Origin of the sequence: Telmatobacter bradus, assembly GCF_048629425.1 — a bacterium.
Lineage (GTDB): Bacteria > Acidobacteriota > Terriglobia > Terriglobales > Acidobacteriaceae > Telmatobacter > Telmatobacter bradus.
On sequence record NZ_CP184532.1, the window covers coordinates 4,990,320 to 5,016,258 of the forward strand.

Annotated in this window: 30 protein-coding genes and 1 tRNA gene; 13 read left to right on the forward strand and 18 right to left on the reverse strand. The window is 58.9% G+C overall.

Annotated features, from left to right (window positions below; all coding sequences use genetic code 11):
- Positions 1–30: 30 nt before the first annotated feature.
- Positions 31–756, forward strand: a complete 726-nt coding sequence (locus ACOBR2_RS20810) for an acyltransferase (RefSeq protein ID WP_420238000.1) — start codon at positions 31–33, stop codon at positions 754–756.
- A gap of 15 nt (positions 757–771) precedes the next feature.
- Positions 772–1,350, forward strand: a complete 579-nt coding sequence (locus tag ACOBR2_RS20815) for a tetratricopeptide repeat protein (RefSeq protein ID WP_420238001.1) — start codon at positions 772–774, stop codon at positions 1,348–1,350.
- A 134-nt stretch (positions 1,351–1,484) separates the two neighbouring features.
- On the opposite strand, the gene ACOBR2_RS20820 is transcribed toward ACOBR2_RS20815, so the two are convergent.
- Together ACOBR2_RS20820 and miaA are read right to left on the reverse strand one after the other, a co-directional pair.
- On the reverse strand, positions 1,485–2,738 hold the full coding sequence (locus ACOBR2_RS20820) for an alpha/beta hydrolase family protein (RefSeq protein WP_420238002.1): 1,254 nt from the start codon (positions 2,736–2,738) through the stop codon (positions 1,485–1,487).
- Positions 2,739–2,777: 39 nt separating this feature from the next.
- Complete coding sequence (miaA, locus tag ACOBR2_RS20825) at positions 2,778–3,755, reverse strand: tRNA (adenosine(37)-N6)-dimethylallyltransferase MiaA (RefSeq protein ID WP_420238003.1); 978 nt, start codon at positions 3,753–3,755, stop codon at positions 2,778–2,780.
- A 162-nt stretch (positions 3,756–3,917) separates the two neighbouring features.
- Here miaA and ACOBR2_RS20830 point away from each other — a divergent pair, with 162 nt between their 5' ends.
- Complete coding sequence (locus ACOBR2_RS20830) at positions 3,918–4,946, forward strand: Gfo/Idh/MocA family protein (protein WP_420238004.1); 1,029 nt, start codon at positions 3,918–3,920, stop codon at positions 4,944–4,946.
- Between the two features lie 216 nt (positions 4,947–5,162).
- On the opposite strand, the gene ACOBR2_RS20835 is transcribed toward ACOBR2_RS20830, so the two are convergent.
- Together ACOBR2_RS20835 and ACOBR2_RS20840 are read right to left on the reverse strand one after the other, a co-directional pair.
- A complete protein-coding gene (locus ACOBR2_RS20835; RefSeq protein ID WP_420238005.1) occupies positions 5,163–6,095 on the reverse strand; it encodes a tetratricopeptide repeat protein in 933 nt (310 codons plus the stop codon).
- Between the two features lie 339 nt (positions 6,096–6,434).
- Positions 6,435–7,139 carry a hypothetical protein gene (locus tag ACOBR2_RS20840; RefSeq protein WP_420238006.1) on the reverse strand — a complete coding sequence of 235 codons (705 nt, stop codon included), beginning with the start codon at positions 7,137–7,139 and terminating at the stop codon, positions 6,435–6,437.
- 706 nt (positions 7,140–7,845) lie between these two features.
- On the opposite strand from ACOBR2_RS20840, the gene ACOBR2_RS20845 reads away from it, so the two are divergent.
- Positions 7,846–8,343 (forward strand): hypothetical protein, encoded by a 498-nt coding sequence (locus tag ACOBR2_RS20845; RefSeq protein ID WP_420238007.1) that lies wholly within the window; start codon positions 7,846–7,848, stop codon positions 8,341–8,343.
- A 202-nt stretch (positions 8,344–8,545) separates the two neighbouring features.
- Here the strand turns inward: ACOBR2_RS20845 and ACOBR2_RS20850 are convergent, their stop codons facing one another.
- On the reverse strand, positions 8,546–8,767 hold the full coding sequence (locus ACOBR2_RS20850) for a hypothetical protein (RefSeq protein WP_420238008.1): 222 nt from the start codon (positions 8,765–8,767) through the stop codon (positions 8,546–8,548).
- Positions 8,768–8,797: 30 nt separating this feature from the next.
- Between ACOBR2_RS20850 and ACOBR2_RS20855 the strand changes: the two genes are divergently transcribed.
- Positions 8,798–10,126 (forward strand): sugar transferase, encoded by a 1,329-nt coding sequence (locus ACOBR2_RS20855; RefSeq protein WP_420238009.1) that lies wholly within the window; start codon positions 8,798–8,800, stop codon positions 10,124–10,126.
- Positions 10,127–10,189: 63 nt separating this feature from the next.
- On the opposite strand, the gene ACOBR2_RS20860 is transcribed toward ACOBR2_RS20855, so the two are convergent.
- Together ACOBR2_RS20860 and ACOBR2_RS20865 are read right to left on the reverse strand one after the other, a co-directional pair.
- Entirely contained in the window at positions 10,190–11,470 is a 1,281-nt protein-coding gene (locus tag ACOBR2_RS20860; RefSeq protein ID WP_420238010.1) for a glycoside hydrolase family 28 protein, read from the reverse strand.
- 330 nt (positions 11,471–11,800) lie between these two features.
- Positions 11,801–12,265 (reverse strand): hypothetical protein, encoded by a 465-nt coding sequence (locus ACOBR2_RS20865; RefSeq protein ID WP_420238011.1) that lies wholly within the window; start codon positions 12,263–12,265, stop codon positions 11,801–11,803.
- A gap of 354 nt (positions 12,266–12,619) precedes the next feature.
- Between ACOBR2_RS20865 and ACOBR2_RS20870 the strand changes: the two genes are divergently transcribed.
- From ACOBR2_RS20870 to ACOBR2_RS20880, 3 genes are read left to right on the forward strand one after another with little or no spacing between them, the layout of a single operon-like run.
- Complete coding sequence (locus tag ACOBR2_RS20870; RefSeq protein WP_420238012.1) at positions 12,620–13,654, forward strand: hypothetical protein; 1,035 nt, start codon at positions 12,620–12,622, stop codon at positions 13,652–13,654.
- The gene (locus ACOBR2_RS20875; protein ID WP_420238013.1) at positions 13,639–14,289 is read left to right on the forward strand and encodes a D-sedoheptulose-7-phosphate isomerase; all 651 of its coding nucleotides are present in this window, start codon (positions 13,639–13,641) and stop codon (positions 14,287–14,289) included. Before ACOBR2_RS20870 ends, ACOBR2_RS20875 begins: the two co-directional genes overlap by 16 nt.
- 10 nt (positions 14,290–14,299) lie before the next feature.
- The gene (locus ACOBR2_RS20880) at positions 14,300–15,007 is read left to right on the forward strand and encodes a nucleotidyltransferase family protein (RefSeq protein ID WP_420238014.1); all 708 of its coding nucleotides are present in this window, start codon (positions 14,300–14,302) and stop codon (positions 15,005–15,007) included.
- Positions 15,008–15,011: 4 nt separating this feature from the next.
- Here ACOBR2_RS20880 and ACOBR2_RS20885 read toward each other — a convergent pair whose 3' ends face one another.
- The 4 genes from ACOBR2_RS20885 to ruvX form a co-directional block, all read right to left on the reverse strand.
- Positions 15,012–15,437, reverse strand: coding sequence for an NINE protein (locus ACOBR2_RS20885; protein WP_420238015.1), 426 nt, complete (start codon positions 15,435–15,437; stop codon positions 15,012–15,014).
- 151 nt (positions 15,438–15,588) lie between these two features.
- Positions 15,589–16,224, reverse strand: a complete 636-nt coding sequence (locus ACOBR2_RS20890) for a CDP-alcohol phosphatidyltransferase family protein (RefSeq protein ID WP_420238016.1) — start codon at positions 16,222–16,224, stop codon at positions 15,589–15,591.
- A 57-nt stretch (positions 16,225–16,281) separates the two neighbouring features.
- Positions 16,282–16,758 (reverse strand): GreA/GreB family elongation factor, encoded by a 477-nt coding sequence (locus ACOBR2_RS20895; RefSeq protein ID WP_420240046.1) that lies wholly within the window; start codon positions 16,756–16,758, stop codon positions 16,282–16,284.
- A gap of 328 nt (positions 16,759–17,086) precedes the next feature.
- The gene (gene ruvX, locus ACOBR2_RS20900) at positions 17,087–17,566 is read right to left on the reverse strand and encodes a Holliday junction resolvase RuvX (protein WP_420240047.1); all 480 of its coding nucleotides are present in this window, start codon (positions 17,564–17,566) and stop codon (positions 17,087–17,089) included.
- Between the two features lie 179 nt (positions 17,567–17,745).
- On the opposite strand from ruvX, the gene mltG reads away from it, so the two are divergent.
- The 5 genes from mltG (at position 17,746) to ACOBR2_RS20925 (ending at position 21,140) form a co-directional block, all read left to right on the forward strand.
- Positions 17,746–18,741: an endolytic transglycosylase MltG gene (mltG, locus tag ACOBR2_RS20905; protein WP_420238017.1), complete on the forward strand. Its 996-nt coding sequence runs from the start codon at positions 17,746–17,748 to the stop codon at positions 18,739–18,741.
- A 65-nt stretch (positions 18,742–18,806) separates the two neighbouring features.
- The gene (locus ACOBR2_RS20910) at positions 18,807–19,631 is read left to right on the forward strand and encodes a hypothetical protein (RefSeq protein WP_420238018.1); all 825 of its coding nucleotides are present in this window, start codon (positions 18,807–18,809) and stop codon (positions 19,629–19,631) included.
- 38 nt (positions 19,632–19,669) lie between these two features.
- Positions 19,670–20,359 carry a glycosyltransferase gene (locus tag ACOBR2_RS20915; RefSeq protein WP_420238019.1) on the forward strand — a complete coding sequence of 230 codons (690 nt, stop codon included), beginning with the start codon at positions 19,670–19,672 and terminating at the stop codon, positions 20,357–20,359.
- Positions 20,360–20,391: 32 nt separating this feature from the next.
- The gene (locus ACOBR2_RS20920) at positions 20,392–20,805 is read left to right on the forward strand and encodes a nucleotidyltransferase substrate binding protein (protein ID WP_420238020.1); all 414 of its coding nucleotides are present in this window, start codon (positions 20,392–20,394) and stop codon (positions 20,803–20,805) included.
- Complete coding sequence (locus tag ACOBR2_RS20925; protein ID WP_420238021.1) at positions 20,802–21,140, forward strand: nucleotidyltransferase family protein; 339 nt, start codon at positions 20,802–20,804, stop codon at positions 21,138–21,140. Before ACOBR2_RS20920 ends, ACOBR2_RS20925 begins: the two co-directional genes overlap by 4 nt.
- An 82-nt stretch (positions 21,141–21,222) precedes the next feature.
- Here ACOBR2_RS20925 and ACOBR2_RS20930 read toward each other — a convergent pair.
- The 7 genes from ACOBR2_RS20930 to rpmH all read right to left on the reverse strand — a co-directional run bounded on the left by ACOBR2_RS20930 (position 21,223) and on the right by rpmH (position 25,371).
- Positions 21,223–21,298, reverse strand: a tRNA-Thr gene (locus tag ACOBR2_RS20930).
- Between the two features lie 183 nt (positions 21,299–21,481).
- Complete coding sequence (yidC, locus tag ACOBR2_RS20935; protein ID WP_420238022.1) at positions 21,482–23,329, reverse strand: membrane protein insertase YidC; 1,848 nt, start codon at positions 23,327–23,329, stop codon at positions 21,482–21,484.
- 130 nt (positions 23,330–23,459) lie between these two features.
- Positions 23,460–23,948, reverse strand: a complete 489-nt coding sequence (locus ACOBR2_RS20940; RefSeq protein WP_420238023.1) for an ImmA/IrrE family metallo-endopeptidase — start codon at positions 23,946–23,948, stop codon at positions 23,460–23,462.
- Complete coding sequence (locus ACOBR2_RS20945; protein WP_420238024.1) at positions 23,945–24,436, reverse strand: hypothetical protein; 492 nt, start codon at positions 24,434–24,436, stop codon at positions 23,945–23,947. The genes ACOBR2_RS20940 and ACOBR2_RS20945 overlap by 4 nt, the downstream gene beginning before the upstream one ends.
- Before the next feature lie 39 nt (positions 24,437–24,475).
- Positions 24,476–24,706 carry a membrane protein insertion efficiency factor YidD gene (gene yidD, locus ACOBR2_RS20950; RefSeq protein WP_420238025.1) on the reverse strand — a complete coding sequence of 77 codons (231 nt, stop codon included), beginning with the start codon at positions 24,704–24,706 and terminating at the stop codon, positions 24,476–24,478.
- Complete coding sequence (rnpA, locus tag ACOBR2_RS20955) at positions 24,703–25,116, reverse strand: ribonuclease P protein component (protein ID WP_420238026.1); 414 nt, start codon at positions 25,114–25,116, stop codon at positions 24,703–24,705. Before rnpA ends, yidD begins: the two co-directional genes overlap by 4 nt.
- Before the next feature lie 99 nt (positions 25,117–25,215).
- Positions 25,216–25,371: a 50S ribosomal protein L34 gene (gene rpmH / locus ACOBR2_RS20960; RefSeq protein ID WP_420238027.1), complete on the reverse strand. Its 156-nt coding sequence runs from the start codon at positions 25,369–25,371 to the stop codon at positions 25,216–25,218.
- Between the last annotated feature and the right edge of the window lie 568 nt (positions 25,372–25,939).

Genomic DNA, 25,939 nt, shown 5'->3' on the forward strand with positions numbered 1-25,939 from the left:
CTAAGTGGGCGGGTGTATCGTCAAATTCGTATGAGCACTGCGATTGCTGTTCCCCGTCCGGCACCCGATGCCGAAGAATTGTATCGCCGCTGGATCCAGTTCCTCGACGACGAATTTACCCGCCACCAGTCGGCTGAACGCCGCTCCGAGATCGTGCGAGACCAGCTTTATCAGCTCTATCTGGGGCGGCCGCACGCACCGCGCTCCAGCGTAACGCTTACCTCCGAGCTGCCTTCCACGGTTCTCGAACTCTCGCTTGATCCCAACAACAGCACGCTCGACGCCGAGTCCTTCTCCGGTCTCGATCAAAATCTTTACCAACCGCGCAAGCCTCTGCTCTGGTTCTGGAAGATGTTCGACCGCTCGCCGATCGGGCTGAATTTGTGGCTGGGTGTGCGCTTCCGCGCCATGCTGGGCCGCCACATCTTTGCCGCCATCGGCAAAGGGGTCAAGTTCCACCATGCCGTGGAACTGACGGTGGGCTACAACCTGAATGTGGGCGATGGAGTGGTTGTTCGCCAGGGAGTGCTGCTGAATGATCGCGGCGGTATCAGCATTGGTGCCGGAGCCATTGTCGGCTCATATGCCCGGGTCTTTTCCCATGTGCACGATACTGAAAATTACGAGCGGGTAACCAACAGGCCTACCTATATTGGTGCCGGGGCCCGCGTTGCCAGCCACTATGCCGTTATGGGGGGCGAGCAGGTGCCGGAAGGCGTCACGCTTGGCCACTTTCCCATGGATGAGCATCTGTAAAAAACGCGAGGAGCCATGATAGAGCGACCCAGCCCGCGCCACGCCTTCTGCCTTCTGCTGCTGTTCTTTGCGGCGGCAGCCAGCCATGCACAACTGCCCGCGCCTCGACCGCAGATTGACCCTGCCCTGCAGGCCAAGGCCGATGCCGGCGATGCAACTGCCCAGATTGCCGTGGGCGAGGCCTGGGCCACCGCTCCCGGCAAGGCGCAGGATTGCAAACAGGCCGCCGACTGGTACCGGAAAGCCGGTGCCAGCATCGACGGAGCACTGCATCTGGCCATCCTCTATCGTGATGGCTGCAAGACGCTGCTGCGCGATATGGCCCAGGCCGCGCAATGGTACAAACAGGCCGCCGCGCAGGGCGATGTGAGCGCCCAGGGCACGCTTGGCTCGCTCTACTTCATGGGGCAGGGTGTTCCGCAGGATTACAACGAGGCTTACTTCTGGCTGGATCTGGCCGCCCGCAGCCCGGGGCCCAAGCAGCAGCAGTACGCCAGCAACCGCCAGCTGGTGGGTACGCACATCACCACCGACGACGTGGAAGCCGCCAAGGATCGCGTGGAAACTTGGCTGGCGACTCATCCGCACAAGTGAGACAGCCTTCAGCTCTCAGCTTTCAGCGCATCGTACAAACCGAAGCTTCATGGACTTTTCTACGTCGCAGCGAAAAAACCGCACCGTAGGCGCAGCGCAGTTTAGCCCCATCTTTCAAGGTGGGGCTAAACTGTCTACTCGGTTTCCACCGTGCTGAGTGCGGGGCTGGAGGCGGCCTCTTCGCGCAGGGCCTTGAAGGCGCGGTAGCCGAATGAGCCCATGTACCAGCCGTCCAGATACTTGAAGGGCCATTCGCCGGTGGTGTAGTGGCCGCTCGGCAGCAGGTGGGCCTCGTAGTTCAAACCTATCCGCTCAAAAGCCTCCACCACCTTCAGCGAGTACTCGTAGGGGAAGGTCAGATCGTAGCGGGCGTAGATCACGCCCACACGTTTCTGCGCTCCACCGGCTTCCGGGCTACCGATGCGGTCGTAATAGCTGATGGGGCTGATGGCCGACCACAGTTCGCGAATGCGGTCCTGAGTGAGTCCGGCCGTCACCAGCGCTTCGCGGATGTGGCGAGTGCTTTGCCCACTCCACACCACGTCGCCAAAGGCGGTGGAGGCGTAGTTGAAGATGTTCACGCGGATGCGCTTGTCGTGGGCGCTGGCCAGAAAGGCATAGCAGGAGCCCAGGCTGGTGCCCAGCACGCCAAATTGCTCATACCCCTGCGACTCCAGCCAGTCCAGGCAGCAGCGCAGGTCCACCACGGCCTGCCGACAGGCGGAAAGCGTGCGGCCGACGTTGGAACTGGTCGCGTAATCGCTGCGTTCCAGCTCCGCCGGGCGGCGAATGTCGTGGTAGGGCATGGAAAGCCGCAAGGCGGAAATACCCAGCTTGTTGAAGATCGTGGCCACCGCGTTGTGGCCCAGCCCATCGCTGTTCCACTGCGGAAGAATCACGATGGCCTGCTTGGGCCGTTTGGGATCCTTGTGCTCGGCCGGAAACCAGCGTGCGCAGACCAGATTATTCTCCGGGTAGGGCGTCGGCTCGGGCGAGGTAAAGCGCAGAAAAATAGCCTTTTGCAGCGTGCCGTCGGCAGCAGCCTGCTTCATGGCCGCGTCCTGGGCCAGCGTCTCGGGGCGCACGTTGGTCGGATACAGCTCCGGGTAGCGCTCTTCCAGCCGGAAGTCGGTCGGAGTTTCGTAGCCGAAGAAGTCTTCGCTGTGCTCGATCAGGGCGTGGTTGATGCGCACCAGTGCCGCTTCGGCCTTCACCGGATCCTGCTGGTCGGCCTCGCTGGGCACAAGCTCACCGAGCCCATGCTTCTGCAAAAACGGGACGATCCATTCAAAGCCCCATTCGAGCGGACGCACGATGCGGTTCTCATCCCGCGTCGTCAGCCGCGTCTCCCAGTCATACATCCAGCGTGCGTACCATTGCTTGATCATCGGTCTGTTTTCAGTGTATCAGCGGGGTTTTCACGGTGTTTAGAGCAAAATGCCGGTTGAAGGCAGCGTTTCTGCAAGCTGCGACTGCACCCATGCGCTTACTTGTTGAAAGGCCGCGGGCGTGTTGCCGAAGTCCTCGATCCAGCACACCTCCGGCTCGCGGCGGAACCAAGTGAGCTGGCGTTTGGCGTAATTGCGATGGCCTTGCTGGGCAAGCGTAATGGCCTCGGCCTCGCTCGTTTGTCCGTCGAGGGCCATCAACGCTTGACGGTAGCCCAAAGCGTCTAGCGCCTTCACTCGCCCGTAGTGTTCCAGCAAACCCTGCGTCTCCGCGATCAGGCCATCTGCAAACATCTGGGCGCAGCGCAGGTTCAGTCGTTCATAAAGCGCCTGTCGCGGCGGGTTCAGGCCGATGCGCAGCAGCCGGAAGCCGGTCAGCGGGTCTTTCTTCTCGTCGCCCATGCTCTGCGACATGGGCTGCCGCGTGGCCAGACAGACTTCAATGGCGCGGATCAGCTTGGGCTCGTCGTTGGGGTGAATCCGCCCGGCGCTCACCGGGTCGAGCTTTTTCAGAATCCGGTGCAGCCATGCATCGGGGTGCTTTTGGGCGGATTTTTTCAGCCGTTCGCGCAATCCGTCGTGGCGCTGGGGGCCGTCGAAAAGGCCGTCGGTGAGCGCTCGCAGATAAAGCCCGGTTCCGCCGGTGACGATGGGCAGATGCTGGCGGGCGGCCACCTCCCGCAGGGCGTCACGGGCGTCGCGCGAGTAGGCTCCGGCGGTATAGGGCTGGTCGGGGTCGGCCACATCGATCAGATGATGGGGCAGGCGGGCGCGTTCTGCAAGCGATGGCTTGGCCGAGCCCAGTTCCATACCGCGATAGACGGCTACTGAGTCGCAGCTGACGATTTCGCCCCGGAAGCGCTCGCCCAGCGCCAGCGAGAGAGCGGTTTTGCCGCTGCCCGTGGGGCCAAGCAGAAGGAGGACAAGAGGATCGGTCGGGTTGGCTTCTGGCGTCATGATAGTGCTGCGGAGTTCCTTGGGGCTCTACTATTTATTGTGCAGGATCAGAGATGCGGGCAGGAAGTTTTCGTGCTTCCCCTGCCAGGTGTCCAGGCATCCATTTTCAGGCTCACAGCCGATAAGATCGCAGGCAGGCCTGAATTTTTGAGGAGCGGCAGAATGAACGTTGGAATCATTGGAACGGGCGCCATCGCCGGAAAGCATGCGGTTGCGTACAAGAACATTGGCTACACAATCACGGCCTGCACCAACCGCACTGAATCAACGGGTCGCAACTTCGCGCTGGAGCAGGGCGCTGAATTTGTGGCCACGGTTGAGGAAGTGGCGGCTCGTGCCGACGTGGACTTCCTCGACGTTTGCACCTTTCCTGCCTATCGTCTGGAGGCCGTCGAGCTGGCGGCAAAGTACGGCAAACACGTGCTGGTGCAGAAGCCGATGGCCATTGATCTGGCCACGGCTGAGGCCATGATCCGCACGGCGCACAAGGCAGGCATTCAGTTGGGTGTGGTCAGCCAGCACCGCTGGGACGATTCCACGCTCTTTCTGAAGAAGGCCATCGCCGACGGGCGGCTAGGCAAGATTCTGCAAGCAGACGCATACGTGAAGTGGTACCGCAGCCCGGAGTATTACGCCCGGCCGATCAAGGGCAGCTGGGCGGTGGAGGGTGGCGGCGCGCTGATCAATCAGGCGGTGCATCAGGTGGATGTGTTGCTCTATCTGCTGGGTCCGGCGGCGGAGGTTTTCGGCTTCTGGCAAAAGGGCGCTTTGCACAAGATCGAGAGCGAGGACTGTCTAAGCGCTTTGGTGCGTTACGGCTCGGGTGCGTCCGGCGTTCTGCAGGCCTCAACGGCGCTGTGGCCGGGCTACCCGGAGCGGATCGAGATTCATGGCACCAAGGGTTCGGCCATCGTTACCGGCGACCAGTTGACGGCTTGGGACGTGCAGGACGACGCGGGTGAAGCTGCGCCGGTGGCCAGCCTGTCGAAGTCGGGAGCCGCTGATCCGCTGGCTATCTCCACGGTGCCATTTGAGCGGCAGCTGGCGGAGTTTGGCGCGGCCTGCAAGGCGGGTCGCGCTCCTGCCTGCTCGGGCCTGGAGGGCTACCGCGCTCTGCAACTGGTCCGGGGCGTTTACCAGAGCTGCGCCGAGGGCGTGAAGGTGATGCTTGCCGAACCGACGTTCGCATAGGTCGGAGGCAAAAGAAGGAAAAGAAAAAGCAGAGGCCGAAGCCTCTGCTTTTTCTTCTGCACGATTCCGCCAGAAATCAGTGCAATCCTCCCTGCGGAGAAATCTGGAGCAAAATCCGGAAAGGTAGCCCCAGAGAATTCGTGCAAGGTTGCCATTCCCTGTCGGTCACGGCAACTGTGCGCCTATGGCTTCAGGGGCAGCATCCCGGATTTTGCTCTAGGCCAGCTTCAGAGCGGCCGTTCCCTTGCGACGGGGAATGAATTTTTTACTGCGCCAGGCGATGGAGAGCTTTTCGCGGTTGAGCAGTTTGCGAATCTGCTCGCGGGCGTGTTCGGCCCATGCGCCCTGCGCGTCCAGTCGCAGATAGGACTGCCAGTGGCGCAATGCATTGCGCGGGCTGCCTTTGCGTTCGTAGGCCATGGCCAGGTTGTAGTGCGCGTCGGCGTAGTAGGGGGCCAGAGCCACGGCCTTTTTGTAGGCGTCGATGGACTCGTCCATGCGTTCCAGCTCGTCCAGCACATTGCCCAGATCGAAGAAGGCCAGCACGTAGCTGGGGTCGGCCTCGGTGGCCATGCGGTAGTACTTTTCGGCCTTCTCGTACTCGCGCATGTGGAAGTGAATGGTGCCCAGATTGATGGCTGCCGGCGCATAGTGCGGGTCCAGTGAAAGAATCTCTTCGTAAAGCTCAACGGCACGCAGGTTCTGGCCGTTTTCTTCAGCCTCGACGGCGGCCAGAAAACGGTCCTGAATGAGCAGCGTGGGCGTGGCGGCGTGGGGCAGGGGCGCGGTCTGGGCTTCTACGGAGCCATCCTGATCCACGCGCTCAAAGTCAAAGAGCAGCTGGCGGCGGATGGGGTCCACGATGGATCCGTGATGGCGAAAGAGCAGGCGTGCGCCTGCATGCACCACGGCGGATTCCAGCAATGGATTGCTCATGCCCGAGACGGCCTGCATGGCGCTGACGGAAGCGCGGATGGAAGCGGAGGAAACGTCCTCTTCGTGCAGCTCGCGCAGGGTGCGCAGCTGGCCCATCTCCTGAAAGCTGTAAGTTTCTTTGGGCGCTACAAGGCCGACGCGCTCCCAGGCATGCAACTGCCGAGCGCTGATTCCAAAGATGCGAAGAACATCCTGACGGCTGTAGTTTGTCACCCTTTGAATACTCCCTCAGACCTTTATCTCTTGCTGCTGGCTGAGAACCATCGCCTACTGCCGACAAGCCACGAACTCCGGTCATTGACCGGGCAGGACGCTTGAAGTTGCCGGACAGAAAGTCAGTGCCGGCGTTGCGCCGTGCCTCGAACCACTGCGGAGGATCCGCTCTTGCTGCGATTATGACAAGCTTTGGAGTGGATAAGATGGGTGTAATTCCCGCGTTTTAAAAAAATCTGGTGGATATTTAGGCGGAGTTTAAGGCGGCAGGGTTTGGGGAGCGGTTTTTCGACAGGCGTGGCGCAGCCTTCCGGGTCGCGTTTGACCCCGGCGCTACCTTTAAAACGTATTCAGAATCAGGATGATGCGGCCCACCAGGTACTCGTTGGGTGCTTCGTCCGGCGCTGTCTCCAGCAATTCCAGCGCCGCTTCCAGATTTTGGGGGCGCAGCAGCAATCGGCCGGAAACAAACTCCACGTAACGGACGAGAAGCTGCGTTCCCTGCCGCACGGCGTACAGGTTGGGACGGTTGGGGCGGTAGGGGGCCAGCGAATTGTAATGGCGGTCGATGAGCACGATGGCCTCGGCAAGCAGCAGCGGCTGCATGGCCAGAGCGTCGGCGGCAGAGATGCGCACGGCCACAAAGCGCTGCCAGGTGCGCCGCGTGTGCGAAGCCCGGGCATGCAGCGACTGTAACAACCCTGCCGGCACATGCAGCATGGACTGGACGGAGCCGGGGCGAATGAAGGGCTCAAAGAGCGCCGTGGAGTGAGGGACGATGGGCACTGTCGAGTGCTCCAACTCTGCTTCCGCCAGTTCCGGGTGGCGCACGGGCGGCAGCAGGTCTAGGGCCGTCAGGTGTTGCGCGGCCATGATCCGGTCCATGGCATCCATCGAGAGCTGACGGCGATCATGCAGAAAATTCGATAGATGCGGCTGTCCCAATCCGGTCTGGCGGGCCAGGAGAGACACACTCAGACTGCCGCGCTGAATCCTGCGAAGCAGCTCCAACCGTAGCCGATCATGCATCTGAGAGAAATTCATCTGTGAATCGTTCGCTACCGGAAATGGGATGGACGCAACGCAGTTTTCTGTGGGAAATGCCAGTTGGCACGAATGGCCTTAATTCTCGACGCTCATTCAGGGAATGTATAGGCGGGAAGAGGAAAAGCGTCTGCCTGCGTTGACGATGGACTGGCAAATGGCTAGATTTTGTTTACTTCATCCTGCATTCACCTGTGGGAAACCTGGGGTACTCCTCTTGCTTTCGGAAAAAGGCAGGAGGGCAGCAGCATTTTTCAGGAAGCGGGAAGGAAGACCGAAGGAGCGGAGCTTTTTCCTGTTTGTCGGCAATGCCGGCAGAAAACACCAGCTGGAGATTCCCTATCTGCGCGCTATGAGCATGACCAACAACGAAAGATCACGGCCGGCAATCCCCCATCAGAGCACAAGACGTCTGAGTTGCCGCAGCTGGTTCTTTCTACCCCGGAAGTTCTCTCCAATGAAAAGAGAACTCCGGAAGTTGCGAACAATGCGGAGAAAAAGTCATGGAATTGCGCGTGCAATTGAAAATTTGCGAGGGTTGCGGTTCACTTTGGTATCGCAGCCAGAATCAGAGTGTGTATTGCAGATCGTGTGAAGGCATCCTACGAGAGTTTCCTACTCCGGAGAGTCGCAAGCGGCGCGGACGTCCGTGCCGTAAGCCGCTGGAGCGTAGCGCCGCCGCCATGGCGGCTCTTGGAGGTGTCCTTTGAGTGCGGCTGCGGTGCAATGCAGCTTGCTGTGGACGGCTAGCCAGACGCAGAGTAACTGGCAGCAGACGTATTCCGCGCCCACACCCAAGAAACTATCCAGAACCAGCAAAAAGGAGGAGCCCGACGAGAGTCTGGCCTTTTACCGGAAGCATACCGAGAATCTGTTGCGCCGCTACCTGTACGCTTCGATGCAGGTGGGTCGTGCACCCTCGATTCTGAACGACCCGATTTCCCGTGGCTGGGTTTCGAGCCGGCCCATCCGCACCTTCGAAGATGCGGTCATCTTCTGCATCGACGTGGAGCGCTGTTTGGACGGCCTGGACACGCTCGATCGGCAGCTGGTCACTCGTGTGGTGCTACAGGAGTACACACAACTGGAGGCGGCTGCACTGGTGGGTATGAGTGTGCGAGCACTTGCCTACAAGTTTCCCCGGGCGATTGACCGACTGACGGAGAGACTGCTGGTGTCAAAGCTGCTTATTCTGCCAGATTAGGTGGAAAGTCGACGATCAGGCCTGCGGCAAGCTACCACTTGCATTGCCGCAGGCCGATGGGAAATAAGACGGAAAATGCCTGCAAAATAAGCACAAAACCTATTCCCACTGCCTGCAAAATTCTTCCTGAAAACCTCGCTTCCTTTGTAAAAATCACCGCCAGATGGTGTACACCTGATGCCGGGCCTTAAAAAATCCTGGGTCAAATTCTGACGGGATTACGGAAGCATCCCCAAGGGCGAAAGCCCGCTCCTCTTGCAGCAATTGCGGTATGGCGGAAGCCGTACCTTTTCACAAATACGCCCTGATCTGAATCCCCTTCAAACGGTTCTCCAATCGATGTTGTCTTTGCCTGCAAGGCAAAAGGAAGTAGTTCCTTGCGGGAAAAGCAGAGCGGCGGCATGGTTTTTTGGTGTGCAGCCATGAGAGGACCGCACGATTCTGAGGCAGACGAATGGCGAAGCAGATGGCGTCGGTGCTGGAGTACTCGCCGCTGGTGGCGGTGTTGGATCTGACGATGGTGCACGGAGGCGCGTTTTTGGCGTTGGCAGCCACAGGCGGGCAGGGCGTGCGGCTCTACCTGCATCTGCTGCCCCTGCTTTCAGTAACGGCCATGGTCTGCTATTCGCGGTGTGGGTTTTATCGCAGCTGGTCCCGCCGACGGCTATTGGAACTGATGCAGACGCTGGTGCTGGCCCAGGCGCTGTATGCCACGGTATGGATGGCGCTTTGCGGTTGGGAGCCGGGCTGGTTGCCGGGCCGTAGTGTGTTGGCGCTTTCAGTGGTGCTGCAACTGGCCTTGCTGGGCGTGCTGCGTACGCTGCTGCGGGCTGCCGCGCGGGCGTCAGGAAATCTGGAGAATGGGCTGATTGTGGCTGGTGACGCGGACCGCGCTGCTGAACTGTGTGCGCGGCTGGGCGAGTCGGCGGTGAGCTGGCTGCAGGTGGCCGGTTCCATGACTCCAGCCGAGTTTTTGGCCGCGGATGACGACCGCCTTGTCGAAGGTGCGGTGCTTGTCGATCAGGCGATCTTTGACAAGTTGCCGCTGGTGCGGAAGGCGGCGCGATTGGGCAAAAGTGTCTTTGTGATTCCTGGCGTGTATGAGCTATGGATGGCGGGAGCGCGGCCGGCGCTGAACGAAGATTTGTTGATGCTGCGCCTGAGTCCGCCGTACCTGCATCCGGCGCCGCGGGCCGTAAAACGGCTTTTGGATGTGGCCGGCGCAATGCTGATTCTGGTGCTGGCTGCGCCCTTGATGCTGCTGGTCTTCGTGCTTATCCGGTTGACCTCGCGGGGGCCAGCGCTTTACCGCCAGACGCGGGTGGGGGCGAACGGCGCGGAGTATGAGCTGCTGAAGTTCCGCACCATGCAGCTAGGCGCCGAGCTGCGGACCGGACCGGTGATGGCCTGCCGCGATGATCCACGGCTGACAACAGTGGGAAGCCTGCTGCGGGCCATGCGCATCGACGAACTGCCTCAGTTGTGCAATGTGATTACTGGCAGCATGAGCCTGATTGGCCCGCGTCCGGAGCGACCGCACTTTGTGGCGCAGTTGCGGGAGCAACTGCCCGGCTACGATCTGCGTTTGGCCGTTAAACCCGGCATTACCGGATTGGCGCAGGTGAATGGTAGTTATTGGACCCGACCGGAGCAGAAGCTGCGCCTGGACCTGATGTACATCTACAACTATTCGCTGATGCTAGATGTGAAGATTTTATTGCGCACGTTGCTGATTGTGCTGGAGCCGGGGCGGGCGGTGGGAGGTTTGCGCCAGACCAGGTAACTAGGGAAGGCCATTAGGCGCAGATGGTTGAGGCAGGACGCGCGGGGCGTCCTGCCCATCTAGTTACAGGCTGCTGTTGAAGCTGCAGCTGGGCACGCTGCCGCTGCCGGAGAAGCTGCTGGTGCTTACGTCCGTGCCGGAGGGCGTGATGTTGGAGTTATAGAGGTAGACGTCGGCGTACTCATCGCTGGACTGGGTGGTCGTGTCCAGATCGACGTTCTCCAGATACACATCGGCGGGATAGCTGGAGCTATAGCCGTAGAAGCGAGAGTAGGCGCCGGAGAGCGATGCTTTCGATTCCACGCCGTTGATCAGGATGTCGTCGAAAACGGGCGTGCCGGTGTTACCGCTGCAGGATCCGTAGTAGGCGTTGACCACGATCAGGTGCTTGATGTCGTAGAGGCAGGTGTTCTTGTAGGTAACCTGCTTGACGGTGCCGCCGCACTCTTCGTCGGTCTTGATGTTGATGCCGTTGGCGTCGCCTGAGGCGTTTCCGCTCAGATCGTTGCCGTAGACGTAGTTGCCGCTGAACAGCACATTGGTGATGCCGTACATCGTCTGGCTGCCGATCGACAGACCATGCGTGCCGTAAAAGTAGCTATTCTCCACGGTGATGTTGGAGGCGGCCGAAGCGTTGGTCTTGACGGCAATACCGTCGTCGCCGGCTTCCACGTAGGAGTTGAGGACGGTAACGTGCGAAGTACTGTCGATGTCGATGCCGTCGGCGTTGGTGCGGGTGGCCGGGGTCTTGATGGTGACGTCATCGATGGTAATGTCGCTTCCTCCCTTGATGTACAGGTTGGGGTGTGCGGCCTGGGTCAGGGTGATGTCATAGATAATCAGGCTGCTGGCGTCGCTGGTCTGCACCAGACGGGGCGTGCCACTGCTGGCAATCAGGTCGCCACGGCCATCGATGGTTCCCGGACCACCGAGGAAGGAGCTGCTGCCCTCGATCAGAATCAGTTCCGCGTCGTTGTAGTAGGATGCGCCGCCATAGAGCGTGACGCCGGAGCTGATGACCAGACCTTCGCCATTGACGGTGAGCTCTTCGGCGTAGAAGGCGGTGTCGGTGGTGCCGGCTGCCAGCACAACGCTTTTTCCGGTTCCGGCGCAGGACGTCAGGGCGCTTTGAATGCGGCTGGTGTCGTCGGAGCTGGGGGGCGAGGAGCGCTCCGAGGTGGTGGACACGGCGGTGAGGGTTTTACAGACCGAAGGGAAACTCGGCGTGCTGATGGTGCGGTTGTCACCGGTGGCAACCGTTTGAGCGTTGAGGGTTGCGGCAAAGACGAACGCACTGGCTGCAAAGATACAACAGCGGCTTACAAAGCTATTTCTGTCCAACATAGGTTCTCCTGAAAGCAAGTGAGTCGGTTAGAAGATGAACTTGTACGAGAGGTCTAACCACCATGACGGCAGAGTGTAAGTACAAGATTGGACGGCTGTCAATAGCTATTATTTTTTCTGTAATAATTGAGCATTTCTAAGAGAATTTCCGTTATTTGTGGTAGGACCACCTTGGCAGAGTTAGTGCAAAAACAGGAGTCGCATGGCTCGGATCGAGGCGGATTTAGAAGCTTGAATGGATAAAAGTCGGAACAAAAAGAAAATCCCCAGCTTCCTGAAAAGAAGTCTGAGGATTTCTTGTGGAGTCTGGGGATGAGCTACTGAAATTAGTTACCGGCCCATCTCGTGGAGCCAGCGGTCATGCGCCTTACCTGCGGCGTGCAGGGCATGGTCAATGTGCTCATTGGCGTGATGGCGGAGGTCGCGGACCTCGGGATTATCTTCCGACTGATCGATGTCGGACTTTGCCTGCTGAAGGAACTCAATGGCGCGCAGTAGACGGCTGCCATGGTCGCGCACATCGATCGGCGGATGGTCTTCCAGACCCTTTCCGTCGTCGTAGGCGGCGTGCTTGATTTCGCCGATGGCGGCGTCGATTTCCATGATGGCTTCGGTCTCTTCCTCATAAACCTTGAAGCCGCCATCCTGATGGCTCAGGCACCAGCGGGCCACACGCAGATCGGACAGGGCGTGCAGGTAGGCGGGGTGCGGGTCATGGAAACGTTGAGCATGTACAGGCAGCACTGCGCAGGTGAGTAGCAGCAGCAGCGAAAAATACTTTGCGATCTTCTGCATGAATGTCTTCTCCATAGATAGAGCGTCCGTGTTTTCAGAAGCTCGTAGTGGATTGAACCCAAGGTTAAAAAAATAGTTTCTGCGGGCAGAGCAGGCCCAAAGCATTCATTCAAATACAGCGGAACAGGGTTAAAACCTAGTTGCAAAGAAAGCTTGCCAATGCGCTGGAATCAAGCTTGAGTTTTCCGCGGGAGTTTGTGGCCTGAAGTTCTTTCTGGAGGCAGGGAAGCTATCTGCAGGGTACGTTCTTGTGGTTCAGAAGAGATTTTTCATGTAGAAAACCGTGCGGCAAGTAAGGGGAGAAAACTATAGTAGGGCAAAGGCTACAAGTTTTTTTACAGGGATAGATCTCTCATGTTGATTCGCTCCAGAGCGCCGCTGCGTCTTGGTTTGGCTGGTGGCGGCACCGATGTTTCGCCTTATTGCGACGAGTATGGTGGCGCCATTCTGAACGTCACCATCAACTACTACGCCTACGCCTCACTGGAGCCGCTCGAAAACGGTCGGGTGGAGTTCGCATCGGCCGACCTGAATGCCAGCGTCAGCTATGAGGTGGCCGCGCAGTTGGAGAACGACGGCAGTTTCGAGCTTTACAAGGCGGTGTACAACCACGTGGTGCGCAACTACAACGGCGGCCAGCCGCTGAGCTTGCGCATGAGCACGCGGGTGGATGTGCCGGCAGGATCGGGTTTGGGCAGTTCGTCCACGCTGGTGGTGGCCATGTTGGCGGCTTACGTGGAGTGGCTGAATCTGCCGCTCGGCGACTACGAACTGGCGCAGACGGCTTACGTGATCGAACGTGAAGAGGCGGGGCTGGCCGGCGGTAAACAGGACCAGTACGCTGCGGCCTTTGGTGGCTTCAACTTCATGGAGTTCGGTGCGAACGGCCGGGTGCTGGTGAATCCGCTGCGCATCAAGGACTGGGTGGTGAGTGAGCTGGAAGCCTCGCTGCTGCTTTATTACACAGGCCATTCACGGGCGTCGGCGGCCATTATTCAGGAGCAGTCGCAGAACGTGCGCGAGCGCAACGTCAAGGCGCTCGACGCCATGCATGCCATCAAGGATGAGGCCTTCCGCATGAAGGAGAGTCTGCTGCGCGGCGACTTCAAGCTGCTGCATGAGGTGCTGCGTTCCAGTTGGGAATCCAAGAAGCGCATGGCCCAGCAGATCAGTAACGAGCACATTGAGCAGGTGTATGCGCAGGCGCTGGAGGCTGGAGCACGCTGCGCCAAGATTTCCGGCGCGGGCGGCGGCGGCTTTATGATGTTCCTCGGTGATCCAATCTCGGTGGACAGGATTGCAACCACCCTGAACGAGGGCTTTAGCGGAGGACTTGCCTACCGTTGTCATTTCACCGCGGATGGAGTCAAGGCGTGGAGAGTTCCATAAACGAGTTGGTGCGCGTTCAATTGGAGCGCGGTATCAGGGTATTGCAACAGGTGGCCGCCGATGAAGCTCTGCAGCAGGAATTGGTGCGGGCCGCTGAGGCCACCGTTGCCGCGCTCAAAAAGGGCCGCAAGCTGCTGGTGGCGGGCAACGGCGGCTCTGCGGCCGACGCACAGCATCTGGTGGCCGAGTTGGTCTGCCGGCTCAAGCAGGATCGCGTAGCGCTGCGGGCCGTGGCGCTGACTACCGACACATCCATTCTGACCGCCGTGGCCAACGACTACGGCTTTGCGCAGAGCATCTCCCGCCAGATTGAGGCGCTGGGCGATGCGGGCGATGTGTTTCTGGCGATTTCCACCTCGGGAAACTCTCCGAATATTCTGCGGGCTTTGGAAGCGGCGCGGACGCGTGGGCTTTGCACCGTCGGTCTGACGGGCGCGGGCGGCGGAGAGATGGCCGCGCTTTGCGATGTGCTGATCGCCGTGCCCTCCACCGTGACCATGTACATTCAGCAGGCGCATCTGACGCTGGAGCACTTGTTCTGCATGCTGATCGAAGACGGATGCTTTGGCGCGGAGTTTACGGCTGCAGCCATGGCCGCGACGGAAGAAAAAGACAGCCAAGAAAAAGTCAGTTAGGATCGATCCCATGGAAGCAGTCGTATTGGCGGGAGGTTTTGGAACCCGCCTGGCCTCACGCCTGAAAGACACACCCAAGCCGATGGCCCCGGTGGCCGGTCGGCCCTTTCTGGAGTATCTGCTGACCAACCTGAGCCGCCGCGGCTTTACCCACGTGGTGCTCTCGGTGGGCCACCTGCACGAGGTGATCGAGCAGCACTTTGGCGCATCCTTTGCGGGCATGAGGCTGGATTATGTCGTTGAAGAAGCGCCGCTGGGCACCGGCGGAGCGATTCGCGCGGCGCTGGCTTGGGTTAAGCAGCCGTCGGTGCTGGTGCTGAACGGCGACACCTACCTGGACGCCGATTATGCTGCCATGATGCAGGCCCATGCCGAGGCCGAAGCCGCTCTGACCATGGCCATCTGCCAGCAGCCCGACATCGCCCGCTACGGCGGCGTAATGCTGGAGAAAGACGAGTTCGTGCAGCGGGTGATGGGCTTTGAAGAAAAAGGCCGCTCCGGGCCGGGCTGGATCAATGCCGGAGCCTATGCGATTGCCCGCGCTCTGGCCTGGCCACCGGCGCTTGAGGAAAAGTTCAGCTTCGAGCGCGATTTTCTGATGCCGGAAGTGGCGCGCCTCAAGCCGCTGGCCTTTACCGTTGAGGGCTTCTTCCTGGACATTGGCATTCCCGAGGATCTGGACCGCGCCCAGACGGCGTTGACGAACTTTGCCCGGTGAGTTTTTAGAATTTCTTTCCGCAGGAAGAGCAGAAACGCGCTCCGGGCTGGCTGGTCTGCTGGCAGGCGGGGCAGGCAATGAGTGCTCCAGGTTGCGGCTGAACGTTTACCGCAACGTGCAAGTGCGCATACCCCCAGGGCGGCGCTGCCAGGCCCAGCATGGCGGAAATGCCCGCGGCCTGAATGGCGTTAAATTCACGCACCCGGCCCGGCATGAAGAAGCACTCGAAGAAGCCCAGAATCCAGGGCAGCGGGCTCCAGCACAGCAGCAGATACAGAATGCCCAGTCCTGTGCGGCGCAGATAGAAGTGGTGTGCGCCAAAGCCGCCCAAAAACAGCGCCAGAAGCACGCCGACTGCTTCATCGCGGCGTACCGTCTCGAATTGCTGATAGAAGATGGCTTGCGGGCTGGGTGCGTAGGGGCTGCTCATGCTCGTTCTCCGTTTTCCGGGCCTTCTGTGCTGGTTGGCCACAAGGTAGCATACGCAACGAAGCGGAGAGCAGTTCCTGTATGCAAACACGAAGGCGGAAAAACAAATCGGGAGCCTTGTGGGCTCCCGATTTGCCAAAGTGTAGAAAGTATTATGCCTGCGTCAGTGGTGGCAGATGCTTGCTCTTCTGGTAGGTGTAAACAATGCGGTGCGTCACGGTGATGGTGGAGAGCACGGCCAGCACCCACAGCACCGGAGCCATTGCGCCCCAGCGATTGAAGACTGCGCCGATGATCACCAGCACGATGCGTTCGGGCCGCTCCATGAAGCCCACCTTGCACTGGCCGATGAGGGCCTCAGCGCGGGCACGGGTGTAGCTGACCATGAGCGACGTAACCATGACGAAGGCCGTCAGCACCACGTAGCGGAAGCGGTTGATGCGGCCGTAGTAGACCAGCAGGCCGAAGAAGAGCACTACGTCGGAATAGCGGTCAATGACCGAATCAAAGAACGAACCGAAGAGCGTGACCTGACCGGTGCGACGGGCCACACGACCATCCACCATGTCGAACAGTCCCGCGCCGAAGATGACCGCGCCGGCACAGAAGAACATGCGGTCGCAGTTGGCGGCGTTGGCGTGGCCAAACAGGAAGGCAGCCACAATGTTGATCACCAATCCAATGAAGGTGAGCGCGTTCGGCGAGATGCGCGTCAGCGCCAGCCCGTGCACAATGTGATTCAGCAGCCAGCCGCAGGCGCGGCCGAATGCGCTGGTCCAGGTGGTCATTGCAATCGTCCCTCTTGAGCGCGTGGTTCATACCGTTGCGCTTCTCAGCCGTAAGGATTATTCGTCCGCGGCGTCGTGAATGGTCTTCAGCTTCAGGATTTCCAGCTCGCGTTTGCCGTTGGGCGTCACAACGGTGGCCACGTCGCCAACCAGCTTGCCCACCAGACCGCGGCCGATCGGCGAAGTGGTCGAAATCAGACCCTTGGTCACGTCCGACTCTTCGCTGGTCACCAGCTGATAGGTAATCTCTTCGTCCTTGGTTGAGTCATAGACCACAACCGTGGAGCCAAAGCCCACCTTGTCGCGAGGAATGTTGGTCAGATTCACCAGCGACAGCTCGGCCATGCGCTTCTTCAACTGGCCCAGACGCGCGTTTACAAACTCCTGGCGCTGCTTGGCCATGTGATACTCGGCGTTCTCCGAAAGATCGCCCAGCGAAACGGCCTTCTTGATCTCGGCAGGCAGCTCGTGCGCCAACTCGTGCTCCAGCACCTGGATTTCTTCAAGAAGCTTATTTTTGATATGTTCTGGCATCGATTGTCCATAGCGGCCAGCCTGGGGAGCGGCCATTTCCGCGGAAGTTGAAAGACAATAAAGTCTCTCAACATTCCATTATACGCGGCAGGGGCGGACGCCCTGCTTCTAGCTTCTAGCCTCCAGCCTCCAGCTTCTAGCTGTCAGTTCTTAGCTGTCAGCTCTCAGCTCCAAGCCGTAGGCTCTATTGCTCCAGCAAATCAATACCGGCATACATTGGGTGCCCACCCTCGCCACGCCTTTGTTTTTGTGGCTAGGGTGGGAAAGCACGAAATACTCATTCATTGCCGGATCAACAAGCTTTCAGCTGAAAGCTAAGAACGGAGAGCTAGAAGCTAGAAGCTGGAGGCTGGAGGCTGGAATTCCTCTGCTCCAGGAACGACTGCAGAATGAGTACGGCGGCCACCTGATCTACGATCTTGCGATGGTCCTGGCGTTTGTGGCCTGCTTCGTAGAGGATCTGGTGGGCTTCATGGCTGGTCAGGCGCTCATCCCAAAGCAGGATGGGCAGGCCGGACAACTCGCCCAGCTCAGCGGCAAACGCCTGATTCTTTTCAGCCTGCGGGCTTACGTCGCCACTGATGTAGAGCGGATTGCCCACCACGATGCCCACCACGTTGAAGCGCCGGGCCAGTCGGGCCAGTGAGCGCAGATCTTCACGGCGTCCGCGGCCACGCTCCAGCGTGAGCACCGGCTGCGCGGTCAGGCCCAGTTCGTCGCTGACGGCCACGCCGATGCGGCGATTGCCAATATCCAGCGCCAGATAGCGGGGTTTTATTTCGAGTGTCAGGCAACTCTCCTTCCGGATTAGGGTTTAGTAGCGCATGGGATGGTGTGTTCAACCGATCCATGACCATCCTGGCCCGCTACAATCGTATCTTGAGAGTCTTGGAAAGGCCCAGACTCGTCTAACAGAAAGAGAAGGGGAACGATCGTAGCAGAATGGCTCGCCGCAGAAGATACAGCAGGAAAAAGAAGAAGTCTGGTGTGGTTGGCGTTTTGCTCGGCTTTTTGCTGACGGTACTGTGCCTTGCCGCAGGTTGTGGTTGGCTGGTGCTAACGCCCTACGGGCCGCAGACGGAGACGTTTGTCGATCTGGCTCCCGGCTCCTCGGCCTTTTTGATTGGTTCACAACTGGAGGCGGCAGGCATCATCCGCAGCCGGTATGCTTTTGATCTGATGCGGTTTCTCAAGCATGGAACGCTTCATGCCGGGGAGTATCGCTTTACTCACCCGGCTTCTGTCATCGAAGTCTACAGCCGGCTCGTCCATGGAGATGTGTACACTCGGGTGTTGGTCATTCCTGAGGGCGCAAACCTTTACGAGATTGCCACGCGCGTTGAGCAGGTGGGGCTTGGTTCCCGCCAGCAGTTTCTGGATGCGGCTCGCAGCCAGACGTCGCTGATCGCCGATCTGGACCCGGCGGCCACCAGCCTGGAGGGTTATCTGTTTCCGGCTACCTATAGCTTCCGGCACAACACCCCGGCCACCCAGGTGGTGGCAGTCATGGTGCGTCGTTTCCGGCAGGTGGCTGTCCAACTGGGGCTGAAGAAGAACTTCCATCGTACGGTGACGATGGCCTCGCTGGTGGAGCGCGAGACGGCGGTGGACGCCGATCGCCCGCTGGTGGCCAGCGTCTTTGAAAATCGTTTGGCCAAAAATATGCCGCTCCAGACCGATTCCGCCGTGATTTACGGCCTGGAACATGAGGGCCACTGGAACGGCCAGTTACGCTCGAACGAACTGGCTTACGATACGCCGTACAACACCTATCGCCATCCCGGACTGACGCCCGGTCCCATTGCCAATCCGGGATTGCCGTCCTTGCGTGCCGCGCTTGCTCCGGCGCATACCGGGTACTACTACTTTGTGGCAGCCAGCGCGAATGCACAGGGTCATTCCCTGTTTGCCGCAACACTCGACGAGCACAACCACAACGTGGCCGGTTACCGCCGCGATCTCAGAAAGGCCGGCCTGCGATGATTTTTTCTTTCTGTAAGCGGATTCTTCCGCTCGCTGTGCTGTGTAGCAGTCTGTCGGGTTGCTTCATGGTCTACACCACGCGGCATCTGCCCGTTCCCAAGCAGCCCACCAGCGTGCAGACTGTCACAGCGGAAGAGTTGGTGGCCCGTCTGAACGAGCGCTGGAAGCAGATGGACACGCTCAGCGCCACGGTCGAGGTTTCAGCCACCACACTTGAAGCCAAAAAGGGCGAAGCCAAGGACTACACCACCTTCCCGGCCAACATCCTGATCCGCAGGCCGGGCATGCTGCGTGTGTATGGTCGCGTGCCGGTGGTGCGGACCAAGATGTTCGATATGGCCAGCGACGGAAGCAACTTCACCATTTACATTCCGTCCAAGTCAAAGGCCTACAAGGGATCGAACCTGCTGCACAAGAAGTCGGAAGACCCCATGCTGAATCTGCGTCCGGGCTTCTTCCTCGATGCTCTGGTGGTGCGTGGTCTTGATCCTGACGATTACTACACCGTGACCACCGAGAGCGAAACCATCGAGGATCCGGCCAAGAAGCACCTCTTCCAGGTGCCCGAGTACACCCTCAGCATCATGCATCACAAGGAAGGTTCGCGCCAGCTGACGCCAGTCCGCGTCATCACCTTCCATCGTGAAGACCTGCTGCCCTACGAACAGGATATTTACGACGCCGAGGGCAATCTGGAGACGCACGTCTCCTACGCCGGCTATCAGGACACCGGCAATGGCCTGTATCCGACCATAGTCACCATCAAGCGGCCTATCGAGGGCAAGCAACTGGTGCTCAGCGTGGATAAGGTTACGGTGAACATGTCGCTCAGCGATGATCAGTTCACCGTCAAGGTTCCCGACGGAACCGACGTTCAAACGCTGGAGTAGAACAAATTCAGAATTTGCTCTAAGTCAGGAGCCTCTGCATGCTGCACATGGTTACGGCCAGCCGCCTGAATGCGGAGGCTTTTGCGCAGTCGCCGCTGGCACAGTCGGCGCGGCGGTTGGCGAACTGCCAAACGGTGCGGCTGAATGCCTTCCTGGAGAACAATCTCGGTCTGCCCCTGCTCTACAACCGCTTTCTCACGGAAGAACACCGCGACGATCTGGCCGTTTTTGTGCACGACGATCTTTGGCTCGACGATTTTTTCTTTGCCGAGCGCATCCGCGCCGGACTGGAAGCCTTTGACGTGATCGGGTTGGCTGGTAATCGCCGTCTGGTTCCCAACGCCGCCGCCTGGCACGTCAAAAACGAGCAGATGGAGTGGGACGCGGAGTGGATCAGCGGCGCGGTCTGCCACGGCAAACAGCCTCTGGGCCAGCCCTCGATCTACGGCCCCACACCCGCACCCGTGCAACTGCTCGACGGCGTTCTGCTGGCGGTGCGCGTCAGCAAACTACTGGATGCAGGCGTGCGCTTTGATGAGCGCTTCAGCTTCCACTTCTACGATCTGGACTTTTCCCGTCAGGCCAACGCCGCTGACCTCAAGGTGGGCACATGGCCGATCGCCGTCACTCATGCCAGCGGCGGCGGCTACGGCAGCGAAAGCTGGCAGCAGGGTCTGGCTGCTTATCGCGAAAAATGGGCTGGTTCGAGCAACAAACCGGGGCAATAATAAAAGTTGTAGCGCGGTAAGAAGGAGATTGCGTGAGCAACGAACTGGATTTTACGCCGCTTGTGAACGCAGTCCAGCGGCTGGCCGAGGGATTGACGGAGTATCAGGGAAATACCTCTTACACGCTGATTCGCGATGGTCTGGTGCAGCGCTTCGAGTTTACCTACGAGATCAGCCACAAGATGCTCAAGCGCTATCTTCAGTCCATTCTTGCCTCACCGGAAGAGTTCAACGCTATGCCTTTTGGCGATCTGATTCGCACGGGCAATGAGCATGGGTTGTTGCTGGGCAATTGGTCCGATTGGAAGCGTTACCGCGAGATGCGCAGCAAGACCAGCCACACGTACGACGAGGAGATCGCCTTGCAGGTCGTCGCCGGAATTCCTGCCTTTCTGGAAGAAGCGCAATACCTGCTTGAACAGTTGAGAAAGCGCAACGCGGAATGAATCCGACAGAAACAAAGCGGGGGCTGGAGTTGCAGGCGGGCGAGTTGGAGATTGTTCGCGCCCTCTTGCAGCGTCACTTGCCGGAGCGCGAGGTCTGGGCCTTCGGCTCTCGTGTTCAGGGAAAGGCCAAGACCTATTCCGATCTCGACCTGGCGGTTCTCGGCGAAGAGCCTTTGACGCTTTCGACGCTGGCGGAGTTGGCCGAGGAGTTTTCTGAATCCGACCTGCCTTATAAAATCGATATTGTCGATTGGGCAACCACGTCGGAGCGCTTTCGGGAGATCATTCGCCAGGAATATGTGGTGGTTCAAGCGCGGCGATTGCAGGCAACGTAAAGCAAGAAGCAAATGTGTGTGGACGCAAAAAAGGCCACCTTTGCAGGTAGCCTGTGACGTACTGAATTTCTAGCTGAAAATCTGGAGCCGAAAGCCGGATTCGAACCGGCGACCTGCTGATTACGAATCAGCTGCTCTACCAACTGAGCTACTTCGGCCCTGCTCCCCTAATTGTATCGTTGACCGGGCGAATGGTAAAGCGCCGGAAGCAAGATTCCTGCCGGTTCTGTCCGGGGATTCTGCGCAGGCTGACGATGCGATTGAAACAGCGGGGCAGAGTGCGATCCAAAGAGAAAGCCCCGTCCGAAGATGGGGCTTTCTCTTTAGGGGTTGAGCCGAAGTTAACGGCGGCCCTGAATGGTCTTTGCTCCGCCGGGACGCTTGGCTGCCCGGCGAGCGGCCATCTGGTGCATCTCGCGGCCGATGCTGGACTGATTGATAGCCAGTTGCAGGACCAGATTGATCAGGTTGCCGGTGGCCCAGTAGAGCGCCAGACCCGAGGCGAAGTGCAGCATGGAGAAGCCGAAGATGGCCGGCATCATGAAGGCCATCATCTTGCGCTGCGCCGGGTCCATGCCGGGCGAAGGCGTCATCAGCTGCACCAGAAGCATGGAGCAGATGATAAGGATGGGCAGAATGTAGAGCGGATCCGGCATGGAAAGATCTTTCAGCCAGAACCACTGGGCCTGCCGCAGTTCCACGGTATTCGCCAGCACACGATAGTAGGCGAAGAACAAGGGCATCTGGAAGAGCATGGGCAGGCAACTGCCGTACATGTTCACGCCCTCGGTCTTGTAGAGCCCCATCATCTCGGCGTTCATCTCGGAGCGCTTGGGGTCGTTCATCTTCAGGTGCGAGTAGCGCTTCTTGATGGCCTCAACCTTGGGTTGAATGCGCATCATCTTCAAGGACGACTTCATCATCATCACGCGGGTAGGCATCAGCGCGAAGTTGAAGATGACCGTAACAAGAATGATGGCCCAACCCCAGTTGTTTACGCCATGCTCCACCAGGAAGCGCAGCGCAATGTACAAAGGCTTGGCGATGACGCCCCACATACCGAACTGAATGAGCGAGGAGAGCGTCGGACCCGAAGGCTTGCCGTCCGCGCCGGTGGCGTGGATGGAGTTGAGCACGTCGGTGGCCTTGGGGCCAACGAAGAGCCGCACATGCGAGGAGCCGCTCTGGTCGCCCACCGCCAGACCGATTACGTCGGCCGGCGTCTTGGGGCTGGTGGCGTCGCTCAGGTCTTTGGGCAGGTCGTAGGTGTTGTGCAGCGTTACTACCGATGCGTTAGCCAGATCATCGGGCAGGAAGGCGGCGGCAAAGTAGAGGTCGCTGATGGCGGCAAAGCTGTAGGGCTGATTGAGGGTGGCGTTGTTGCCGATCTTGCGGCCGGCCACGGAGTCCTGCTTGTCGTTGAGTGACCAGGCAAACATCGACTGTGCCGAGGTGCGTACCGTACTGCGCGTCTTGGCTGCGGTGGCATTGGCGGGCAGGAATTCTTCCATGTCGCCCAGTCCGCCCGGCCAGCTGACCAGCGCACGCACCGGCGAACCGTTGCGCAGAACGCGGGTTTCCGCCGTGACCACGTAGCTTTGATCAAAACGGAAGGTCTTGACCACATCAAGTCCATTGGCCGCGTAGTGGAAGGTGATGGCCGAAGGCGCAGCCACCCAGTTGCCGGCCGGCTGACCATTGATGGTGGCCTGATAGAGCGCCTGATTCAACTGGCTGGTCAGTTCCGGTTCATAGGTGAAGAGCGAGAGCGGATAGCCGAAGCGGGCGGCCACCTGGGGCTGCACCATGTCCAGCGGCTTGCCGTCGGAGCTCTTGTACTGCTTCAGGATCCACTGCTTGACCTGACCGCCGCGGTTCGAGAAAACGATCTTGAACAGATTGTTTTCGACCGTGGTCAGGCCCTCGTTGGAGGCCGTGATGGCTGGCGTGGAACCTGCAGCCGCCGTAATGGTTGCCGGAGCATACGTGCTCTGCGGTTGGCTCTGCTGGGCCTGCTGCTGCGGGGTCTGCGGCGGATTCTGTTGCGGGGTCTTGAAGAAGTACTGGTAGCCGAGCAGCACTGCCAGCATCAACATCATGAACAGCATGGTGCCGCGCATGTCACTGCCGCCACCACCGCTGCCGCTTTGACCTTGCGACTGAAGATTGGGATTGCTGATTTCTGGCAAAGGAAACTTCCTGTCGTGTGAAACGGGCGGCCCATCGAACAGCCGCTTGTCTTATGGTAATGGTTTGCGGTGCGAAGTTGCTTACAAGACAGGAAAACAATGATGCCGACCTTTTGGCCGGCATCTTGTTCTACTCGGGGATTCCGAGGCGAATCGACATGGCCTGCTTTGAAACTCCAAATTTATCAGCAAGATCTTGCACGCTTATTCCAGCCTTAACCTCTCTGTCGAGGAGGTGGAAGGGCATCAGAATCATTGCCGCCAGCTTATTGGCTTCCACTTCTTCTCGTGTACTCAAGCCGCTTCGATACAGAGCATCGTCTTTCAGACCATCTCCGATGCGATCCCGATGGAGAAGAAAGTGACCAACCTCATGGGCGATCGTAAATCTTTGCCGAGGGCGGTGATCCAGCTTGTTCACGATGATGCTGTAGCCAGCCAAACCACCATGCTTGGGGTCTTTTTTGATCAAGCCGGAATAGCCGTCCATCTCTTGTTGCCAAACTTTGAGCCCAAGCACTTCAGCCATACGGATGACGTCTACGGGCACCTGAGTCTGGAGGGCGCGAAGATCGCTGCTCCATATTGCATTGGCGCTATAGTCGGCAGCAGTGCTCATGATGTTTGATCCTCCTTCCCCTCTGGATATTCTGACAGCTCATTGGGCAGATTGCCAGTTGTTCCTGCAGTCTGTGTATTTACTGCAATATTGGATTCCTGAACAGGCATGCTGGTTGCAATACGGTTGGCTGGCAGTAGAGACGCTTGTTGAAGGCGATAAAACTCGTCTTCGTCCAGCAGGTTCTTTTCTCGTAGCACTTCAAGAATCTGATCCAATCCTTCTTTAGCCTTTCTTTCGGCAATATCTTTTAATTCGGAAATGCCAAATACAGTAAGGACAGCAATGCCAGCCGCAGCAATTGCAATAAAAAGGCCAAGTCCTGTGACCATGACGCCAAGGCTTGCGATCATCTGGTCAGTTGAAAAGGAGGGCCCATCCAATCTGGCTTGTAAAAAATGAGTAATTTCAGTAAACATGCCCACGCAGCATAGCGCAAAGAACGCAGCGACAGCGTATGCGGCAAGTATGTGTTTTGGCGTCTTCATTGTGGACAGGAAATCCTCGTGCGGAAGTATACACGAGAGCTAATGTTTGGGCGGTACAGGATCAAATCCACCGGGAGAGAAGGGATGGCAGCGCAACAGACGCCAAAAGGCCATGCGGCTGCCCCGCCAGGGGCCATGCAGGCCGATGGCTTCCGCAGCATATTGCGAGCAGGTGGGCTCAAACTTGCAGCCCATGGGCGCAAGTGCATGCAGCGCAGGCGAAAGCCAGCGTTTGTAGAGACCGAGCAGGGCAAGTAGCAGGCGCGTCATGGCTGAGCGGGCTTCGGCCGGAAGCGAGAGGCTTCCTGCCTGGCCTGTTCGAGAATACGCACCAGCTCGGCTTCAAGTTTCGTGAAATCGACGGCAAGCACACTGCGGCGGGGATGCAGGATGAGATCGCAGCCCAGGGGCAGCTCGGCCAGATGGCGGCGGACGATGTCGCGCATGCGCCGCTTGATGCGGTTGCGCTCGTGGGCCTTGCCAATGACCTTGCCCACCGTCAGGCCAACGCGGACCGGCTCGGACAGGGCAATATCGTCGGGAAAGGGAGCCAGAAACCATGCCATGGAGGCAGACTGGCGTTTGCGGCTGGCAGCGTAGGCGCGCTGATAATCCGCATGCCTGCGCAGACGCACGCCCGCCATCGACTGACGCGGGGCAGGCTGTGAGGGGGTATTCATCTTTGGACCACTTGGAGTTCGCCCCCGGAACGGCTACTGGAAAGCAACCGTTACCGGGTCAAACAAAGGGGACGCCCGTGAAGACGGGCAATACCGGAGTTAGTCGCGGAAGCCCGCGCTGACGGCAACACGCTTGCGGCCCATGGCACGACGGCGGCTGAGAACTGCAGCGCCAGCCCGGGTCTTCATACGCGTGCGGAAACCGTGCTTCTTGACGCGGCTGCGGCGGTTAGGTTGAAAGGTGCGCTTGGGCATGGAAATGCACTCCTGTTTGTTTGGCGGAATCTACGCTTTTGACAGCATCTCCGAGTATAGCTTAGTTCGATCAATGAATCCACCCCCGCCCCAAGCCTGATTAACAAGTCAGGTACAAGCCACTGGATTGGTGGCCGGAAGACTGGTACACTCTTTCACCACGCAGTTAGGAAAACTGGGCTTGAGTTATCCGATTCGCCGTTTCGGATTGCACTAAAGTTAGAGCATTTTTACTTGCATCCTAGATAAATTGGAATGCTTCAAGAACGAGTTTCACCATACGTGGTGCAACTCCCTTTCTCTGCCCGATTCTTGTGTGAAAGGGGCATTGCAAGAAGGGGCAAATGTGCTACTATCGGGACCGTTCAGAAAGTTTTACGCGTCCCACGAAACCGACAAGAATCATCGCTCCAGAAATATTTCTTTCGGAGCAAATCAACGGGTCCGATCACCTTCCAGTGTGTTGATACGACGGAGAAGCAAGACTCTCCGCCTAGGGAGGGGTATTGTTTGAATCCGAAAGATGACGGGGTCTGGTTGCGAAGGAACGCAGGCAAGGAATTGTTCG

What these genes read in the sequence shown, in the direction of transcription:
- ACOBR2_RS20810 (WP_420238000.1), top strand. Translation starts at nt 31, where the DNA reads ATGAGCACTGCGATTGCTGTTCCCCGTCCGGCACCCGATGCCGAAGAA.
- ACOBR2_RS20815 (WP_420238001.1), top strand. Translation starts at nt 772, where the DNA reads ATGATAGAGCGACCCAGCCCGCGCCACGCCTTCTGCCTTCTGCTGCTG.
- ACOBR2_RS20820 (WP_420238002.1), bottom strand. Translation starts at nt 2,738, where the DNA reads ATGATCAAGCAATGGTACGCACGCTGGATGTATGACTGGGAGACGCGG.
- miaA (WP_420238003.1), bottom strand. Translation starts at nt 3,755, where the DNA reads ATGACGCCAGAAGCCAACCCGACCGATCCTCTTGTCCTCCTTCTGCTT.
- ACOBR2_RS20830 (WP_420238004.1), top strand. Translation starts at nt 3,918, where the DNA reads ATGAACGTTGGAATCATTGGAACGGGCGCCATCGCCGGAAAGCATGCG.
- ACOBR2_RS20840 (WP_420238006.1), bottom strand. Translation starts at nt 7,139, where the DNA reads ATGAATTTCTCTCAGATGCATGATCGGCTACGGTTGGAGCTGCTTCGC.
- ACOBR2_RS20850 (WP_420238008.1), bottom strand. Translation starts at nt 8,767, where the DNA reads ATGGCTGCACACCAAAAAACCATGCCGCCGCTCTGCTTTTCCCGCAAG.
- ACOBR2_RS20855 (WP_420238009.1), top strand. Translation starts at nt 8,798, where the DNA reads ATGGCGAAGCAGATGGCGTCGGTGCTGGAGTACTCGCCGCTGGTGGCG.
- ACOBR2_RS20860 (WP_420238010.1), bottom strand. Translation starts at nt 11,470, where the DNA reads ATGTTGGACAGAAATAGCTTTGTAAGCCGCTGTTGTATCTTTGCAGCC.
- ACOBR2_RS20865 (WP_420238011.1), bottom strand. Translation starts at nt 12,265, where the DNA reads ATGCAGAAGATCGCAAAGTATTTTTCGCTGCTGCTGCTACTCACCTGC.
- ACOBR2_RS20870 (WP_420238012.1), top strand. Translation starts at nt 12,620, where the DNA reads ATGTTGATTCGCTCCAGAGCGCCGCTGCGTCTTGGTTTGGCTGGTGGC.
- ACOBR2_RS20880 (WP_420238014.1), top strand. Translation starts at nt 14,300, where the DNA reads ATGGAAGCAGTCGTATTGGCGGGAGGTTTTGGAACCCGCCTGGCCTCA.
- ACOBR2_RS20885 (WP_420238015.1), bottom strand. Translation starts at nt 15,437, where the DNA reads ATGAGCAGCCCCTACGCACCCAGCCCGCAAGCCATCTTCTATCAGCAA.
- ACOBR2_RS20890 (WP_420238016.1), bottom strand. Translation starts at nt 16,224, where the DNA reads ATGACCACCTGGACCAGCGCATTCGGCCGCGCCTGCGGCTGGCTGCTG.
- ACOBR2_RS20895 (WP_420240046.1), bottom strand. Translation starts at nt 16,758, where the DNA reads ATGCCAGAACATATCAAAAATAAGCTTCTTGAAGAAATCCAGGTGCTG.
- ACOBR2_RS20910 (WP_420238018.1), top strand. Translation starts at nt 18,807, where the DNA reads ATGGTCTACACCACGCGGCATCTGCCCGTTCCCAAGCAGCCCACCAGC.
- ACOBR2_RS20915 (WP_420238019.1), top strand. Translation starts at nt 19,670, where the DNA reads ATGCTGCACATGGTTACGGCCAGCCGCCTGAATGCGGAGGCTTTTGCG.
- ACOBR2_RS20925 (WP_420238021.1), top strand. Translation starts at nt 20,802, where the DNA reads ATGAATCCGACAGAAACAAAGCGGGGGCTGGAGTTGCAGGCGGGCGAG.
- ACOBR2_RS20940 (WP_420238023.1), bottom strand. Translation starts at nt 23,948, where the DNA reads ATGAGCACTGCTGCCGACTATAGCGCCAATGCAATATGGAGCAGCGAT.
- ACOBR2_RS20945 (WP_420238024.1), bottom strand. Translation starts at nt 24,436, where the DNA reads ATGAAGACGCCAAAACACATACTTGCCGCATACGCTGTCGCTGCGTTC.
- yidD (WP_420238025.1), bottom strand. Translation starts at nt 24,706, where the DNA reads ATGACGCGCCTGCTACTTGCCCTGCTCGGTCTCTACAAACGCTGGCTT.
- rnpA (WP_420238026.1), bottom strand. Translation starts at nt 25,116, where the DNA reads ATGAATACCCCCTCACAGCCTGCCCCGCGTCAGTCGATGGCGGGCGTG.
- rpmH (WP_420238027.1), bottom strand. Translation starts at nt 25,371, where the DNA reads ATGCCCAAGCGCACCTTTCAACCTAACCGCCGCAGCCGCGTCAAGAAG.